The following is a 17,502-nucleotide window of genomic DNA, read 5'->3' as shown; positions in this document are numbered from 1 at the left end:
TTAATAGACACTAGTTAGAGAAGAGTAATTTTTGGTGAACCTGGGACCACGCAGGATACCACGCATGCAGCCGATTGCCCATTTGTCGAGCGAACTGGACCAGGAATCCGGTGTCGTGTTCGATCGCTTTGTGGCGGCCAGCCCTTTTTCCGCTTATCAGCAAAGCCGCGCATGGGCCGAAGCGGTTCCGCGGAGCAAGGTCCAGGACTATCTGTTTTTCCGCTGCCTTGACGGGGAAACGCTGATCGGGACCGCCGTGGTGCGCCGGACGCGCCTGCTCGCCGGGCGCTGGCTCGCCACGGTCCAGCGTGGTCCGGTCGTGCACGACCCGGCACTGTTCGCGACCGTTCTCGACAGCCTGATCGATGCGGCGGCAGGGCAAGGGTGCTGCACGATGCAGCTCGCCCCCCGCGTGCGGGGTCGCGACTTGCCGACCATGGCCGAGGCATTGCGCGGCGCGGGCTTCGCACCACTACCCACGCATCGTCAGCCATTGCATAGCGTCACCGGCATCGTGTGGCTCGACAAGCCCGAAGAGGAAATACTCGCCGGCTTCAAGCAGCGCGGCCGCCGCCAGCTCAAGGCCGCGGCCAAGGCCGGGGTGACGGTGCGCACCGCAAATGGCGCAGCGGATGTCGCAGTCTATCAGCGCGTGCTTGACGCCTTCCGCGCCGCCAAGAGCGATTACGACATGAATGGCTTGCCCGACGCGGCGGGTCAGGCTGCACTGATCGAACGGCTGGGCGGCGCGATGCTGCTTGCCGAACGCGACGGAATCGTGATCGGCGGGCATGTTTTCGTTCGCCAGGCCGATGAAGCGATCTGGTTGTCGCTGGCGACATCGGGTGACGATCCGTCGATACCGCGCTCCTATCCGTTGCTGTGGGAAGGAATGCGCATGGCGCGTACCATGGGCTGTATCGGCTATGATCTCGCCGGCCTGCCGGTCGCGGAGACGCAGGACGATGGTGAAGCGAATCGCTCGCAGTTCAAGAATGCCTTCGCACCGACGCGCCGGGTGATGCCGCCCGTCCATATCGCCGCGCTGAGACCCCTTGCCCATACATTGCTGTTCACTGCGCGACAGATTTATCGCGCCGCGCGCGCGGCGGCATGACCATGGCCAGCAACGCACCAACCCCCGCCCTCAACGGCAATTCCAGGGTTCAGCGCCTGGTCCGGCGAGTCCGCGAGCTTGGCTTTGCCGCAACGCTGCGCAAATTGTTCGCCGATCGGATCATGCGCCGCAGCACCAGTGTGATCGTCGAATATCAGGCTGGTTGGAGCACGGTCGGCGACGGTGCGCAGTCGCCGCCCTGGCTGTCGTTCGTCATCGTGCGCCAGGGCGAGCCATTGCCGCCACTCAACGACTGGCTCGCCTGGCGTGACGCCGGATTCGCGGCGATGCAGGCGGCGGGCAAGGTCGCGATATTCGCGCTCGACGACGGTATCGCGATCGGCTGTGTCTGGTTGGCGCTCGCGGATCATCACGATCCCGTCGCGCGCGAACATTATCCGGTGCGCGAGCGCGAAGCCTATCATTATTGCTGGCTGGTTGATCCCGCCGACCGGCGCCGCAATGTCGCTTTGCCGATGTGCCGTTACATGCTGAACAATTTCGCCAATCTGGGGGTCGATCGCTCCTTCGGCGTGGTCGATCGGGTCAATCGGCCTTCCTATCTGATCCAGCTTCGCATGGGATTTCGCGAGCGCGGCGTGAAAGTGGTCCATTACCACCTGTTCGGATGGCGCTGGACCGCCATGTCGCGCTACGATGGCGTGCTCGGCACGGTCAATTCGAAGGACCGAAAGATGCTCCGCGGATGAGCGGCACGGCGAAGCCCATACCCCAACATCAGGCGACGGCCACGCTGGTGCGTTCCACCGTGGTGGTGGCGGCGATTCGCGGCATCGACATCGGGCTGAGCTTCCTCGTGTCGGTGCTGCTCGCCAACCGCTTCGGCACCAGCGGCCAGCTCGACGCCTTCTTCCTGGCGCGGCGCACCACTGTCGGGTTCGCCGATGCGATCCGCAAGCTCGTCGGCCATATCGTGATGCCGTCGGTCGTTTCGAAGATCGACAGCGGCGAGCATTTGTCGATTCACGGCCTGCCACGCCGGGTCTATGTGTTCATCGCATTGTTCGTGCTGCTGACGCTGGCCGGAACGCTGGTGCCTTCGGCGCTGGTCAGTGCGTTCGCGCCTGGCTTCACCGGGGAGCGGCATGACCTGACCGCGCGGATGACGGCAATCATGATGCCGTTGCTGCCGCTTGCGGTGATCGGATCGCTGCTGGTCGCCGTGCTGCAGGCGAATCGGCGCTACTGGTTGAGCGAGGGCACCAACATCGTCCAGCGCGCGATCCTGGTGTTCGTCCTCGCGCTCGCCATTCCGCCTTTGGGGATCATCGCGGGCGCCTGGACGATGCTGGTTTCGGGGATCGTCGGTACCGCCATCCTGTTCGTCGGCGCCTGGCCGATCGTGCGACGGCGGCCGGAAAGCCTAGTGGACTCGCAACCCGCCGATGAGACCGAGGCCGGAACCGAGGCCAGCACGCAAACTGCACCGGGCGTAACACCCGCTGTAGCGCTGGGCGGCGGCGTGGCCGCGGCGATCGTGCTGAACGCCTATTTCCAGGCTTGCTCGCTGCTCGACTTCGCAGTCGCATCGACCACCCCTGCGGGTGGCGTTGCGGCTCTGGAATATGGCGCGCGACTGGTGTCGCTGGTCCCCGGCCTGCTGATGTCGAGCTTGAATACCGTACTCCAGCCCGAACTGATCCGGGCAATGCGGCACCCCGACCCGGCCCAGGCATCTGCGGGGTTGGCGCGGTTTCAACGCATCGCCTTCTTCGCACAATTGCCAGTGTCGATCGGGATGATGATCGGCGCGCAGTTGATGGTGACGATCCTGTTCGGCCATGGCAAATTCGACGCGAGCAGCATCGCGCTCGCCACCGGCACGACCGCCGGATATGCCGCAGCCGCGATTTTCCTCGCGCCGATGGGCGCGATCACCCTGGCGATCTATGCCGATCCGCGCGCGTCCAGCTTGCGCCACTTGCTGATCATCGCGATCGGCGGAATCACGATCCGCGGCCTGATGCTGGCGGTTGCCGCTCCGGCCTTTGGCGCGGTCGGCATCGCCTGGGCCGCCGCGGCATCGACCCTGGCGGCGTTCGCGCTGGCGCAGTTCGTCGCGACGCGACGGTTCCGTGATTTCGACATGATCGGCCAGCTGGTCGATTTCGCGCGCAGCGGACTGTGCGGCGCGGCGGCGGCGGCGGGCGGCTATGCCCTGTGGTATCTCGCGCCGGTGCCCGGCACGACCGTCACGCGCCTGATCCTGCTGACCGCAATCGGTTGCGTCGTGGTGGCGTTATACATCGGCGCGGCGATCGTGCTTCATGTACCCGAACTCGCAAAGGCGCGCGCGATTCTTGGCGGCATCGCCGCCAAAAAATTGAAGCGCCGCGCCGCATGACGCCGCAACGGATCGCGTTCCTGCTGCCGCATTTCCGCGCTGGCGGCGCCGAGCGGGTGGTGCTCAACTATCTGACGGCGCTCGACCGCGATCGCTTCACGCCGCATCTGTTCCTGACTCGGGTCGAGGGTCCGTTTCTGGCTCGCCTGCCAGCCGACGTGATCCCGATCGCGCTCGGCGGGCATCGCGCCTTGCACCTGCCACACCATATCGCTGCGGCGCTGGCCAACCATGATATCGCGCTCGCTTATAGCGCCACCAATGCGATGAACCTTGCGCTGCTCGCTGCGCGGAGCGGCAAGCGAACCGTGCGCATCGTGTCGGAACATACCCCGCCGCATCATTATCTGGCCACCGCGAAGCTGCCCTGGATCCGGCAGCGGGCGATGCGCTGGCTCTATCCGCGCGCGACGGCGATCGTGGTTCCGACCGGGCGGATCGCCGCCGACCTTGCCGAGGTGATCGGGCGGCCGATCGGGACGCGGATCCTGCCCAACCCGGTCGTGGCGTCGGTCGTGTCGTCCCTTCCCGTGCGCACGCCCGGACGTCCGCCACGGATCGTGTCGGTCGGACGGCTGGTCACGGCAAAGGGTTTCGACACGCTGGTTGACGCCTGCGTGCTGCTTCGCGCCGCCGGGACCGAATTCAGGCTCGACATTTTCGGCGACGGCCCGTTGCGGCACGACCTGCAAGCGCGGATCGATGACGACGATCTCGGCAATGCGGTGACCCTGAAAGGTCACGCCGACAATGTCACCGCGGCGATCGCCGATGCCGACCTGTTCGTGCTGGCGTCGCGGCGCGAGGGCTTCGGTAATGTCCTGATCGAGGCGATGGCGGCCGGCGTTCCGGTACTCGCCGCCGCCGCCGGGGGCCCGCAGACCTTCATCCGCGATGGCGTGAACGGCTTTCTGGTCGAACCCGACAATCCCCTCGGGCTCGCCGCCGACATCACCCGGCTGCTGTCCGATCGCGCGATGCTGGATGCGGTGCGCGGGCCGGCCCTGGAAACGGCGCGCAATTTCACGATCGACGATGCCACGCGCCATTTCGAAGCGCTGGCGAGCGAGTTGCTCGCGGCACGGTCAACACCGGGTTAATAATAAAGTTACGCCGTTCTGCCATGAATGCTGATGGGTGCCTTCGCCCAAAACCGATGATCAGGTGGGTCCCTTGCCTAGTAAACTGCCAACCCTGCCGGCCTTGCGCCTCATCATCGCCTCATCCGCGCTGGGCGTGCTGGCAAGCTGTGCGCCGCCATTGCACTATGCGCCGGCTCCGACCATCGCAATGGAACGCCCCAGCCTCGACATTGTGCGCGAGGTCAACGCAAAGCTGGAGGATCATTTCGCGCTGAACGGTGATTTCCATCCCAATGATCTCATCCGCCTGAGCTTCCCCTATGCGCCATTGCTGACATCGGAACAGCGCGTGCAACTATCCGGGCTGATCAGCCCGCCCTTGTTGTCGCCGATCCAGACCAAGGGCCTGACCGTATCGCAATTGCAGGCGAAGCTGATCACGCTTTATCGCCCAAAGCTGAAGGAGCCTTCGGTCGCCATATCGGTGCTCGAATATAACCGCCCACCGCCACAGCCGGAAATCTTCGTGCTCGGCGAAGTGCAGAAGCCCGGCGCTTATCCTTATCGCGACGGCATCAGCCTGTATGAGGGACTGGCGCGTTCCGGCGGCGGCAATCGCGATGCTGATCTAAGGCGCGTCGTCCTGCTCCAACCCGTTGATGACCATATGGTCGCGCGAATGGTCGATCTGCAGGCCGTGCTGACCGGCGAAAGCGCGTCGCTCGGCTATCTCAGCCCGTTCAGCATCCTGATCGTGCCGCCGACCAAGATTGCGCGCGACGTCGATCGCGCGCGACAGATCCGTGCGATCATCGGGTTCAACGGCGTCACTATCGGCTCCTCGGTCACCTTGCTCCAATGACGCCTCTCGGCCTTCAATATCTGCGCATCGTCCTGTCGCGATGGCGGCTGGTGTTCGGGCTCGTCATCGGCTGCACCCTGATCGCGTGGCTGTTCAGCACACTGGTGCTTGCCGCCAATCCGCAGTTCGAAAGCGCATCGCGGCTCAACATCGTGCCGACCAGTGAAGAGCTGGGCTATGCCAACCGTTTCGTGCGCGGGTCGACCTTCGATGGCGGTGGCGTGCTGCTCCAGACCTATGCCGAATTCGCCCATACCCGCCCGATCGTCGAACCGATCGTCGATCGCTATATCGCGCGACAGTCGCATGCCGCCGGAATTACCCCGGAAGCCTGGATCGCCAAATGGTCGGTGCCCAATCCGTGGAGCCCGATGGCGATCTATTCGCACCTCAACTATGGCTTCGCGCCGCCCGCATCGCTCAAGAATCAACTGATCGACGCGGTGATCAAATACACCCTGATCGAGACGGTCGAGGGCACCTATCTGATCCGCATCACCGTCACATGGGACGATCCGAAATCGGCCGCGTGGCTGTCGAACGCGCTGGCCGACGCCATCATCGCACGCGCCGAGCGTATGTCGCATGCGTCGGGCACTCAGATCGCCGGGTCGCTAACCGCAAAGCTCGATGCCAAGAGGGTCGAGCTGGCGACCGTGGTCGCACAATCGCGTGCACTGAAAAAGTCGCTTGGCGTGGTCGATATCGACCGCCAGAAACAGTCGCTACTCGAGGCTCGGCTGGGCGAACAGGCGCAGCTGACCAATGACCTCGCCACGCTGAAGGCGAACCAGGGGCAGGTCGCCGGGCTGAAGCAACAATCGGGCGGCAAGCTGTCCTCCGCACAACAAGTGCTCGAACAGACGCTTGCAGTCGAGGGGCCACGCGGCGCCGGACTGCGGGATGGGATCGCGATCCGGCAGCGCCGCATCGGCGACATCGACGGTCAGCTCGCCCGGCTCGGCCTGAGCGACGACCGAGTCAAGATGCTCGACGACCGCGCCGCCGCGCTCCTGGCCGAAGTCGCCTCGCTCACCGAACGCGCCAGTTTCAGCGACGTTGAGAACGTCGCCAATGCGCCGCGCATCCAGCTGATCGAGCGCGCGGTGCCACCGCTGGTGCGCAGTTCGCCCAAGATGCTGCTCAACACCGCACTCGGCTTCCTCGCTGGCTGCGCGTTGGCCGGGTGCGCGCTGCTGCTGCTGGGACCCGGACCTATCCGGCCGCGGAGCCAGAGCGAAGATGAAGATAGGGAGGAGGAGAACGCCCCCGACGACCGCGTCCTCCCGGCAAAGGTGAGCGCGGAGACAGAAGCAGAAGCGGAAGCGGCGCCCGAGGTCGAGACCGTCCGCCCGGTCCATGCCTCTTATTCGGCATCTCCGGCTCAGGGCTGGGCGATCAGACCGGGCAGCGCCTTTGCCCATGATGCGGCTGCGACGCCGATTGCCGCGGTTGCGCCGGAACCGGTCGACTGGACCGAGGAGGAACCGGTGGCTCACATGGTCGACGCGCCGTCGGTCGTCGCTGAGCGCAAGATCGGCGACGATCATCTCTTTCCCCAGGTCCTGCCCCGACCCGCCGATGTTCAGGGCTATGATGCCGATGAACAGGCATGGCTTGCACCGCATATCGCGACCTGGCTTGCCGATCCGCTGGTGGCGGATGGCCGCCCCATCCTGGTCGCAAGCGATGCGCATGACGGCGACGCGCGCAGCCTATACCGTCTGATCTACCAGCATCTGCGCGACCAGGGCGTCACGGTCCGCACCTTTGATGCAACCGGCGCGGCGGAGATCCCGTCGCAAGGTCAGCCGGGCACCAAGCCGCTGATCTATGGCGGCGGACTCACCGAAAGCGGCAACCGCGAGATGCTGACGCGCGCGGACGGGATCGATATCGTGATCGCGGCGGGCGTCGATCCGGGCGAGAGCGCGATCGCCCGCGCACGCGCCTGCAGCCGTGACGTCGACGGCCTGGTGTCGAGGCGGGCTTATGTCGTCGCGATCGGCGGGTAACGCCGCCCCAGCCGCCGACTGGCCGACAATCCCGACCAGCGCCGTCAATACCGCGCCAATCCGGATCGCGGCCTTGTTCATGCTTTGCCTGTTCGGCTTTTTTGGGCAGCTCGACGCGGTCGCCAACCGGCTGTCGGGCGGGTCGCCGGTCTCGTTGCTCGAAATCATCATCGGCGGGCTGGGCGCCGCTGTCCTTTTGGCGGTGGCCATCGGCCGCGAAGCGCCGGCGCAGGCGATCGGCAGTGTCGGTATTCGCCTGGTCCTGCTGGTGCCCCTCTGGGGGGTGGTGTGCTGGACCCTGTCCGCGCATCAGTCGGAAGGGCTGAAGTATCTAGGGCATTTCAGCACTGCGGTGCTGCCCGCCTGCACCGTCTTCCTGATCGTCGACAAGCCGTGGAAAATCCATGCCGTGCTGTGGGCGATGATCGCGGCGGCGGGGGTGTCGGCGGCGATCGTCATTATCGAAGCGAAGACCGGCACGCGGCTTGTCGCGACCGCGTTGGCCGCCGTCTCGGCCGATTTCGACGGCGTCGCACGATCGTCGGGCGGATCGGACCAGAACCCGACCACCGCCGCGCAGATGCTGATGGTCGGCGTGGTGCTGGCGATGGGGCTGTTGTTCGCCGGCGAGAAGCGCGGGCGGATCATGTTCGCCGGCGTGCTGCTGGTCGGTAGCGCCGCACTCGCGCTGATGTCGGCGCGCAGTGCGATCATGGGGCTTGGCGTCGGCGGTGGGCTGGTGCTGCTGGGGTTTCGCTCGCGCAGCTACTTCCCGGCGATCGTCGCCGGCGCAGTGATCATCGGGGCCGCCGCAATCCTGTTCGCGCCACCGACACTGATCGAACGCTTCGCCGCGATCGGCGATTTCGGCAAGGACCAGACACTCTACCGGCGCATCACCTATATCCGCATCGGCGCCGACCTGATCGGCGGATCGCCGATCTGGGGCGTCGGGCCGGGCAACTTCCCACTACACTATATCGAAGACGCGTATCGCTATATGCCGGGGCGCGAGCTCTATCCGCGCGAATTGCACAACACCTATGTCGATGTTGCGACCGAATATGGCCTGGTCGGCTTCGCGATCTTCGCCGCGCTGATCGTCACCGCGCTGAAGGCAGCGCGGCGCGGGTTCGAGAAGGGTGCGTCGGCGCTGCTCGCCACCGCCAGCTATGCCGTCGCGATCACGCTGGCGGCACTGCTGGTCGCGTGCTTTTTCATGCCGCACAAGGATCTGCGCTATCTTTGGCTGTTGTTCGCGCTGGCGATCCAGTGCGGAAGGCTGCGCGCGGGCGAGGAAGCACAGGCATGAAGCTCGCCGTCATCGTCACCGAGTATCCAAAATCGACCGAGACCTTCATCTACCGCGACCTCGTCAAGTTCGCCGAACTCGGCGCCGAGATCAGGCTGTATCACCTGACCCCGTTCCGTCACGGCCAGACGTTGCACGCCTTTGCCGAACCAACGCGCAACTGGGTGAGGCCGATCGGCTTGTTCGGCCGCTCCGCGCTCGCCGCTTTCGTGCGCGCTGCGCTGCGACATCCGCTGATACTCGGCGGCACAATGCTGCGGATCGCTTTCGCTTATCGCATGCACCCGAAGATCGCCCTGAAATCGCTCGCGCTGGTGCCCAAGGCGCTGGCCCTCGCCGAGGATGCTAGGGCGTGGGGCGCATACCATGTCCACGCCGAGTTCGCCGGCCATCCCGCCACCGCGGCATGGGTCGGCCGCCGGCTGGGTGGCCCGGCCTATTCAGTCAGTTGCCGTGCGCACGATATCTTCCGCACACAGCAATTGCTCGACGCCAAGCTGGGCGAGGCCGCCATGATCCGCACCGTCAGCGATTTCGGCCGCGCGTTCCTGCAGGACAAGGTCGCGGGTCTTGCCGCGCGTGATATCCAGGTCATCCATTCCAGCGTCGACGTGACCCGGATTGCTCCTGTCGACACCCCACCAGCGACCGCACCGTTTCGCATCCTCTATGTCGGTGCGCTCGAGCCGAAAAAGGGGGTCCAGTATCTGCTCGACGCGCTGGTGATGGCGGGACCGTCACTTGGCGACTGGTGCTGCGACCTGATCGGCCATGGGCCGAGCGCCGACGCACTGCGAGCCAGGGCGCAGGCGCTCGGCCTGTCGGACCAGGTCCGGTTCCATGGCATGCAGCCGTTCGAGGCCGTCGCCGCCGCCTATCGCCAGGCCAGTGTCTGTGTAGCGCCCAGCATCATCGGACCCGATGGCCGGCAGGAAGGCATCCCCAACGTGATGATCGAAGCCCTGGCCTATCAGCGTCCGGCGATCACAACCGCTATATCGGGCATTCCCGAACTGATCCGTGACGGCGACACCGGCTTGCTGATCCCGCCGGGCGATGCCCGGGCGCTGGCCGACGCGCTGCTGCGAGTCCAGCGCGACCCGCAGGCCGCACTCGATATGGCGCGGCGCGGTCGCGCCCATGTCGAGGCAGAATTCGATCTTGCGGTGAACGCCGCCCGTCAACTTGCGCTGTTCGCCGGTTGACGGGTGGCTTCAGTACGCGGCGCGCTGAGTCTTCTTGCCGGCCAGCGTGCGCAGCGTCCGCGTCACCCCTTTCACCGCACGATGCGCGGCGACCTTGGCCGCATCCATTAGCGGCACATCGCCGGGCCGCCCCGGCGTCACGCCAAGCTTGCGCAAGCGATGGTTGACGCGGTGCAGCCGGGCATCATTGTCGCTCGACCGCGAGCGCCAGGTAACGCTGAATGAGATCGATGGCGCGGGGCCGTTGCGGACCCAGTGCGGCACCTTGACCGGCACATATACCGCATCGCCGGCGTCCAGCACGAAATCCACGCCATAGGCGTCGAACGCGGGGTCGAACCGCATGTTGCGATGACCTCCACCGCGATGAAATTCCTCCTCATGTTCCTGCGGTACAATCGCGAATCGTTCGGCAGCGAACACGCGCATGGTTTTGATGCCGGCGATCTGGAACAGAATATTGTGTTCCGGATCCATATGATAAGGCGTGATCGAATTGGGCGAGGACAGAAAGATGAATGCTTCGCGCCGCATGTTCACACCAGTGCGCGGGCGGACGACCGGGTCGATCTCCTCCAGGCATGCATCGATCAGCTCAGCATAGTCCGGATCCTCGTCGACCTTCTTCAACACCATCCAGCAGCCATTGTCGGCAATGGTGCGAACGATCTCGTCCACCGGCAGCGCCGACTGGGTGATGCCATCCGGACTCTGATCGATCGCGAGGTTGCCTAGGCTATGTTCGACATGACTGGCGGGCAATCGTGCGGCAAGATCGGCAAGCGCATCGAGTGCGAACAGCGGATGACCCTGCAACAGATGCTGGATGCCTACTGGTTTGTTTGGATAAGCGGCGGCAAAGGAGTCGAGCCCGTCAGGCGCGACCCAGCGACTGGCCCACACATCGGAAATTGCGGCAACGCTCATGACTGCTGTCTAATCCGGCTGTGGTTAAGGATCGGTACCTTGATCGGGTTGATCGACCAGGGGCGATTGCGGGCGCGCCCTGGCACGCCGGACCAGTCTTTGCGCCCAGACCACCAATCGTGACGATCGCCGCCCGAACGGGATTGCGAGCGAAACGATCGGCAGCCGATCGACCCAGATCCGGTCGATCATCGGATGACCGGCGCGCGCGCAGCTGTCAACCAGATCGGGGCCTCCGGGTGCCAACGCGTGGTCGAGATAGGCCATTTCAAGCAGCACGCCGGGCGAGAAAGCAGCATATGCTTCGTCATAGGCGATCTTGAGCTGAAACGCGGTCGATCCCGCCATAACCGCTGGTGCCGTGATCACCGCCAACAGACTCAACACTTCATCGCCGACGCGCAGCCGGTGGAATTCGAGCCTTCCCAATCGATGTGCTTCGACCAGCACCGTACGAAAGCATCGTTCGGCATCGGCATCGGCAGCGGCGGCGACGCCTTCGCGGCCTTTCCAACCCGACATTTCCAACCGGAGCAGATCGTCGATCCACGGACCGGCAGCGGCGGCAGCGGGCAGCCGGTCGATCACCAGCGCGCCCCGTTCGGCCAAGCGGTTGCGCTGCCGGCGATGCTCCTTCGAGGCCTTTTTGCGGATATTGGCGGCGATATAATCATCGGCGCTCGGCCCTTTGCGCAGCACCGCGCGGGTGTGCATCCGGGTGACATCACAAGGAATGCCCCGCCCCACAAGCTCGGCCTGGAGCGCGATCGTCGATGCGCTGTCAGCGACCAGCGCCGACAGCCTCAGGTACAGGCCATTGCCGCGACTATGATCGAGCGTGTCCAGCGCCGAGCGCCAGAATGCCGCTTCCTGCCCGGCCCGGATCAGCGGTTCGCCAAGCGCGCGAACGCGTTGTTCCCAATTCTGCAGCGCGACACGGACCTTGCCGCCGAACGCAGTGCGGACTTGCAATGGTAACACCGCATCGAGCCGTGACGATCCGTCGGGCAGGTCGGACCAGCCAAGCAGCAGCGTCATCCCAGTGGCTTCGGGAAGGGCCAGCGACGGCTCCGCCATCCAGGCTTCATAAAAGATGTTCGCCGTGCCGGCCGAAGCCGCGAGATCGGCCCACACTTCCCCAATCTCGGGGATCGGATCGCCCGCGATCAGTTCGGTACGCACGGGCGCGATCCACTTGTCACCAGAGTCTCCATCCGCTCCGGGCGCACCGGACATGCGGAGAGTCTATGCCACCAAACGTCTTACATCGAATGAACGCCACACAAATGCCTGTGCGAGATCGGCTATTGCGATGGACAATTGCCTGGACGCTGCTCGGTCTTGCCGCCTGCGACATACCAGGTCGACGGGCCGTCGGGCTTCACATCGTTGCGATAGGAACAAACCTCAGCGTTAGACCCATCCGGCGTGATCGAGACCGACCAGTTGTGATAACCGCAATTATGTTCCTGGCATCCCCAGGCGAGCAGACGCCCCTCCTTCTTCACGATCGGCGCATCGGGGCCATTGAAGCTGAACACCGACTCGCGGACCTTTGCGTCCGGTATGGCCGCAGCGACCGCCGCCTTGACCATTGGCTGGGCAAGGAAAGTCATGCCATCGAGCTTTTCGGAAGGGTGTTTGCCCGCCCAGGCGTCGAGCGGACCGCCGGTCGCAACGTCGGTGACAGCATTGGCGGCAGCGGCATTGTCAGTGGCCGCGAGCATATTGGCGGCAGCGTTATCAACAGCATCGCCGCCCGTTCCCGCACCGCCGCACGCCGAGAGCATGAGGCCGAGCGCCACCGCAAGTCCTGATCGAACCATCGCAATCCTCCCGTCAAAGGCTGGCGAGTCTTGGTCGCTCGCGCCCGGATCAAGGTGACACGGGCACGACCCACGAAGCAAGTCAGCGCACGTCGCTATATCTTGCCACCCGGCGGCCTTATCGGCCAATGCGCTGGTAGCGAACAGGATCTCCATGCACGAAAATGATAACATTGACCCGGGAGCGACTCCGGACATTCTCATCCGCAGGATCGAATCTGCCGACATCCCGGCAGTCCATGACCTGATCGAAAGCGCGTATCGGGGTGAAAGCGCGCGATCGAGCTGGGTGCATGAAGGCCCCATGGCCGAGGGGAAGAGGATCGAGCGAAGCGCCCTCATCGCCCTATGCAACGGCGCCACGGATGTGATGCTGGTCGCGACGCGGCATGGCGACGTGATCGGCTGCGTTTGCGTCAGCGATCGGGGTTCCGGCATAGCGGAGCTCGGCCTGCTCGCTGTTTCGCCAAATCAGCAGACGGATGGGCTCGGCAAGCGCCTGGTCGAGGCAGCGGAAACGGAAGGGCAATATCGCTTCCAGGCGGTGGCGATGCAATTGTCCGTCGTCGCCCAGCGGCCTAAGCTGCTTCACTATTATGAGCGCCGCGGCTACGTCCTGACGGGCGAGATCAGCCCCTATCCTGTGCCGCTGGAGCCGCCACTTCACTTCGCCGTGATGCGCAAGGCTCTTGGCGCTTCGTCACACCGGCATCCGCTCTGAAACGCCTTATCGCCCGCCCGCAATCAATGCCGACAGGTCTTCGGGATAGTTGAGGTTGGCGATTTCCACATCGCCCCGCAGCGGCTGCGCGGCGATACGCCGCGCCCAGCCGCGCATCGAGCAGTCCGTGGCATCACCCAGCATCTCCTCCAGCAAGTCCGCCCGATCGGTCGGCCATAGACCGATGACTGGATGTGCTGCGATATAGCCGGGTGCGGCATACTCGATCAGCGATCGCAACACGTCCGGCGCGACGAACGGCGTGTCACAGGCAATGCTCAGGACCCAATCAAACCCTGTTTCGCGGGCATGATGGAGCGCGGCGTTCAAACCGCCCAATGGCCCCAGCCCCGAAACCGGCCGATCGGCAAGCGACGTCATGCTCGGCCATTCCCGCCCGCAGATGACAGTATGCCCCACGACCGCGTGCAGGGAATCGATCGCATGGCCCATCAGCGGCTTGCCGAACGCCAGCGCCAGCGCCTTGTCGCTGCCGAAACGCCGCGACGCGCCTCCGGCAAGTATCGCACCGAGAATGCGCATCACGGCTTCACCGTACGTAAGATGCTATCCGACCGGGCCAGCACGATGAGCTGAAGCCCGGCCGCCGCCGCGCGTTTGAGCGCCAGGTCGGTCGGTGCCGAGATCGTGATCAGCGTTGGACAACCTGCCAGCACCGCCTTCTCGACCAGTTCGTACGAGCAGCGCGACGACAGCAAGGCGAACCCCGCACCCCATGACCGCCGTTCGCGCAGCATCGCCCCGATCAGCTTGTCGAACGCATTGTGCCGCCCGACATCCTCGCGCGCGATCACGATCGTGCCGTCGGGCGCGCACATCGCCGCCGCATGGACTGCGCCAGTGATGGCATTGAGCGGCTGATGATCGCGCAGTGCAGTGAGCGCGGCAAAGATCGCCGCGGTCGCGACGGGTGCCGGATCTATAAGACGGGGCAGGGGCCGCACCGCCTGTTCGAGATTTTCGATTCCGCACAGCCCGCAGGATGAGTCAGAGCTGCGGTGGCGAACGCGATCGTGGATTCGGGCCGTACAATCGTGCGCCAGAGTTAAGCGGAGGATGATACCGAGATCGGCGTGGTGAACATCCAGATCGACAATCTGGTCGACCGTATCGATCAGTCGTTCGCTAAGGGCAAATCCATAGGCAAGATCTTCAAGCGCCATGCCCGTTGCCATCAGCACCGCATAACCGATGCCGTTAAGTTCGATCGCGACGGGAATTTCCTCGGCGATCGGGCGAGCGAGCGATGTGCGCTCGTCATCCGGTGCGATGCGCTCGAACGCGTAGTCTTCCGCTCCCTGACCCGTTTCGACCGGCTGCGGGTCAGGCGGCATCCGAAACCGTCACGTCTGGCGCGACGCACGCACGCATCGTCACTCGGATCGATTTGTAGGACGGCGTGCCGCTTTGCACATCATGGTCGTCAAGCGGCACCAGGCAATTCGCTTCGGGATAATAGGCCGCGAGCGATCCGCGTGCGATTTCATGCGCGATCACGGTATAGCCATCGAGCGACCGCCCCGGTCCGGCCTGGATATCGACGCGGTCGCCATGGTTCAATCCCAGGTCCGCCAGATCCTCCGCATTGGCGAAGACGATATCGCGTCGTCCGGTCACGCCGCGATAGCGATCGTTCATGCCATAGATCGTCGTATTATATTGGTCGTGGCTACGGACGGTCGTCAGCAGAAGCACGCCGGGCTCTCCAGAAGCGCCGCTCAAGGGATGAGCCAGAAAGTGCGCCTTGCCATCGGCGGTGGCCCAGTTTCGCTGCGACGCGCCCACCGTCAGGCGGAACCCGCCCTTTTTGCGCACGCGCCGGTTGAAATCGCGGAAATCGGGAAATACCGCCTCGATCCCGTCGCGAATACGGTCGTAATCCGCCACCAACCAGTCCCAGTCGATCGCCACGCCGGGTAAAGTCGCATTCGCGATGCCGGCGATGATCGCGGGCTCCGATCGCAAATCGGGCGTGACGGGTTTCAGCATCCCCCGCGACGCATGGACCATCGACATCGAATCCTCGACCGTGACCCATTGTGGTCCCGATGCCTGGACGTCGAGCTCGGTGCGCCCGAGGCACGGCAGCACGATCGTCTCCCGCGCGCGCATCAGACAGGTTCGGTTGAACTTGGTGATGATGCTGACCGAAAGGTCGAGCTTACCGAATGCGGCGTAGCATATGTCCGGATCGGGCATCGCCACCGCCAGATTACCGCCGAGCGAGATCAGCGCTTTGGCGCGCCCGTCGCGCATCGCCTGGATCGCTTCCACGGCAGCATGGCCGTGCGCACGCGGGCTGGTGATCCCGAAGCGCGCATCGAGCCGGGCAAGCATGGCTTCGCCGGGAATTTCGGTGATGCCGACGGTACGGTCACCCTGTACGTTGGAATGCCCGCGGAGCGGACAGATGCCCGCGCCGGGCTTGCCCATATTGCCGCGCAGCAACAGCAAGTTGGCGATCTGCTGGACATTGGCCGTTCCATTGGCGTGCTGCGTGACGCCCATGCCGTAGCACAGGATCACACGGTCAGCTTTCCAATAGGTTTCGGCCATGCTGCGCAGCGCATCCTGCGACAGGCCGGAGCCAGCCACGATTTCGTCCCAGCCGGTCGCGGCGATGTCCCGCTGCAGCGCCTCAATCCCGACCGTGTGTTCGGCGATGAAGGCGCGATCGAGCAGCCCCGCCCCACCCGTACCCAGATCCATGGCATCGGCCTCGAACAGCGCTTTCATGATACCCTTCAGCATCGCACCGTCACCTCCGACCTTCACCTGGTGATAGGCCGAGGCAAGCTCGGTCGAATGCGGCGTCAGCATTTCCAAGGGATGTTGCGGCGACTTGAACCGCTCCAGTCCACGCTCCCTCATCGGATTGGCGACGACGATCGGGACGCCGCGTTTCGCCGCATCGCTCAGCGTGGTGAGCATGCGGGGATGATTGGTCCCGGGATTATGCCCGACACAGAAGATTGCGTCGGCCAGATCGAAATCCTCCAGCGTGACCGTGCCCTTGCCTACGCCGATCGACAGCGGCAAGCCCACGCTGGTCGCTTCGTGGCACATGTTCGAACAATCGGGGAAATTGTTGGTGCCGAAGGCGCGCACGAACAATTGATAGAGGAACGCGGCTTCGTTCGAGGTGCGACCGGAGCAGTAAAATTCCGCTTCGTTGGGATCTGCCAGCGACGTCAGCCCGGCACCGATGCGCGCGAATGCTTCGTCCCATGCGATCGGCACGAAATGATCGGTGTCGGCATCGTAACGCAGCGGATGCGTCAGGCGCCCTGCATCCTCCAGCGCATGGTCCGACCAGCCGATAAGGTCGGTCGCCGAATGCTGCGCGAAGAAATCGGCATCGACGCGCTTGGCGGTCGCTTCCCACGTCACCGCCTTCGCGCCGTTTTCGCAGAATTCGAATGAGGAGGTCTTTTTCGGATCGGGCCAGGCGCAACCGGGACAGTCGAAGCCGTCGGGCTGATTCATCTTCATCAGCGCACGCGTGTCGCTCGATGCCCCCATCTGTTCGCGCACCGCCAGCGCCACGGCCTTGAGTGCGCCCCAACCGCCCGCCGGTCCGTCATAGGGCGCAATGCCGGGAACCGAGCGGTCGGCTGTGGCGTCATGGCCATCTTCGTGATGCTCGCTCATGGCTTCTCCGTAGGGACAATGCGCGACTGCCGTCCATTACCGCTTCCGTCAAACCGACGGCAGCGCCGATTCGGCCAGCGACGTCAACACGACCGCAGGACCGATGCGCCGATCGATGGAAGCCATTCTACCGCTCAGGGTCAGCCAAGTGAACAGAAAGCTACGCTCGATATCACCTGGCTTTCGCTATTTCCTCAGCCTGGTCACATCTTGCGGGAGTAAGCGTGTGGTTTGAGGTTCGCGGGTTCCTCATCCGATCCGGAAAAAATTCATCCAATTTACCGATCGAAGGGATTTTTGGGAGCGCGGAGTGTGAGGCGGACGGGGACGGCGCCGAAGCCGAGGTCGCGTCGGATGCCGTTGATGAGATAGCGCTGATAGCTCATCGGCAATTGATC

Annotated in this window: 16 protein-coding genes; 9 read left to right on the top strand and 7 right to left on the bottom strand. The window is 64.4% G+C overall.

The window, feature by feature from the left end:
• Nucleotides 1-64 precede the first annotated feature (64 nt).
• The 8 genes from OO12_RS11870 (at nt 65) to OO12_RS11835 (ending at nt 9,958) form a co-directional block, all read left to right on the top strand.
• Nucleotides 65-1,117, top strand: coding sequence for a lipid II:glycine glycyltransferase FemX (locus OO12_RS11870; protein ID WP_034158911.1), 1,053 nt, complete (start codon nt 65-67; stop codon nt 1,115-1,117).
• The gene (locus tag OO12_RS11865; RefSeq protein ID WP_152616382.1) at nt 1,114-1,827 is read left to right on the top strand and encodes a GNAT family N-acetyltransferase; all 714 of its coding nucleotides are present in this window, start codon (nt 1,114-1,116) and stop codon (nt 1,825-1,827) included. The genes OO12_RS11870 and OO12_RS11865 overlap by 4 nt, the downstream gene beginning before the upstream one ends.
• Nucleotides 1,824-3,482 (top strand): lipid II flippase MurJ, encoded by a 1,659-nt coding sequence (locus tag OO12_RS11860; RefSeq protein WP_034158909.1) that lies wholly within the window; start codon nt 1,824-1,826, stop codon nt 3,480-3,482. Before OO12_RS11865 ends, OO12_RS11860 begins: the two co-directional genes overlap by 4 nt.
• Nucleotides 3,479-4,582, top strand: coding sequence for a glycosyltransferase (locus tag OO12_RS11855; RefSeq protein ID WP_034158908.1), 1,104 nt, complete (start codon nt 3,479-3,481; stop codon nt 4,580-4,582). The genes OO12_RS11860 and OO12_RS11855 overlap by 4 nt, the downstream gene beginning before the upstream one ends.
• 73 nt (nt 4,583-4,655) lie before the next feature.
• Nucleotides 4,656-5,426 carry a polysaccharide biosynthesis/export family protein gene (locus tag OO12_RS11850; protein WP_152616381.1) on the top strand — a complete coding sequence of 257 codons (771 nt, stop codon included), beginning with the start codon at nt 4,656-4,658 and terminating at the stop codon, nt 5,424-5,426.
• A complete protein-coding gene (locus OO12_RS11845; RefSeq protein WP_034158906.1) occupies nt 5,423-7,441 on the top strand; it encodes a hypothetical protein in 2,019 nt (672 codons plus the stop codon). Before OO12_RS11850 ends, OO12_RS11845 begins: the two co-directional genes overlap by 4 nt.
• Complete coding sequence (locus OO12_RS11840) at nt 7,419-8,753, top strand: O-antigen ligase family protein (protein WP_034158905.1); 1,335 nt, start codon at nt 7,419-7,421, stop codon at nt 8,751-8,753. Before OO12_RS11845 ends, OO12_RS11840 begins: the two co-directional genes overlap by 23 nt.
• Entirely contained in the window at nt 8,750-9,958 is a 1,209-nt protein-coding gene (locus OO12_RS11835) for a glycosyltransferase family 4 protein (protein WP_034158904.1), read from the top strand. Before OO12_RS11840 ends, OO12_RS11835 begins: the two co-directional genes overlap by 4 nt.
• Nucleotides 9,959-9,967: 9 nt before the next feature.
• Here the strand turns inward: OO12_RS11835 and OO12_RS11830 are convergent, their stop codons facing one another.
• From OO12_RS11830 to OO12_RS11820, 3 genes are all read right to left on the bottom strand, one after another.
• On the bottom strand, nt 9,968-10,885 hold the full coding sequence (locus tag OO12_RS11830) for a JmjC domain-containing protein (protein ID WP_052215787.1): 918 nt from the start codon (nt 10,883-10,885) through the stop codon (nt 9,968-9,970).
• Nucleotides 10,886-10,909: 24 nt separating this feature from the next.
• The gene (locus OO12_RS26885; protein WP_160296791.1) at nt 10,910-12,067 is read right to left on the bottom strand and encodes a GNAT family N-acetyltransferase; all 1,158 of its coding nucleotides are present in this window, start codon (nt 12,065-12,067) and stop codon (nt 10,910-10,912) included.
• A 122-nt stretch (nt 12,068-12,189) separates the two neighbouring features.
• Nucleotides 12,190-12,711 (bottom strand): hypothetical protein, encoded by a 522-nt coding sequence (locus tag OO12_RS11820; RefSeq protein ID WP_152616380.1) that lies wholly within the window; start codon nt 12,709-12,711, stop codon nt 12,190-12,192.
• A gap of 154 nt (nt 12,712-12,865) precedes the next feature.
• Here OO12_RS11820 and OO12_RS11815 point away from each other — a divergent pair, with 154 nt between their 5' ends.
• Nucleotides 12,866-13,432 (top strand): GNAT family N-acetyltransferase, encoded by a 567-nt coding sequence (locus OO12_RS11815; RefSeq protein WP_052215784.1) that lies wholly within the window; start codon nt 12,866-12,868, stop codon nt 13,430-13,432.
• 6 nt (nt 13,433-13,438) lie between these two features.
• Here OO12_RS11815 and mobA read toward each other — a convergent pair whose 3' ends face one another.
• The 4 genes from mobA to OO12_RS28020 all read right to left on the bottom strand — a co-directional run.
• On the bottom strand, nt 13,439-13,975 hold the full coding sequence (gene mobA / locus OO12_RS11810; protein WP_034158903.1) for a molybdenum cofactor guanylyltransferase: 537 nt from the start codon (nt 13,973-13,975) through the stop codon (nt 13,439-13,441).
• Nucleotides 13,975-14,787 carry a formate dehydrogenase accessory sulfurtransferase FdhD gene (gene fdhD, locus OO12_RS11805; protein ID WP_034158902.1) on the bottom strand — a complete coding sequence of 271 codons (813 nt, stop codon included), beginning with the start codon at nt 14,785-14,787 and terminating at the stop codon, nt 13,975-13,977. The genes mobA and fdhD overlap by 1 nt, the downstream gene beginning before the upstream one ends.
• Nucleotides 14,777-17,104 (bottom strand): FdhF/YdeP family oxidoreductase, encoded by a 2,328-nt coding sequence (locus OO12_RS11800; protein ID WP_052215782.1) that lies wholly within the window; start codon nt 17,102-17,104, stop codon nt 14,777-14,779. The genes fdhD and OO12_RS11800 overlap by 11 nt, the downstream gene beginning before the upstream one ends.
• 278 nt (nt 17,105-17,382) lie before the next feature.
• Nucleotides 17,383-17,502, bottom strand: a 120-nt coding sequence (locus OO12_RS28020) for a hypothetical protein (protein WP_152616379.1), incomplete at its 5' end; no start/stop codon positions are given.

The sequence above is a fragment of the Sphingomonas sp. ERG5 genome, from assembly GCF_000803065.1.
GTDB lineage: Bacteria > Pseudomonadota > Alphaproteobacteria > Sphingomonadales > Sphingomonadaceae > Sphingomonas.
This window is presented reverse-complemented; position numbering and strand designations above follow the sequence as displayed.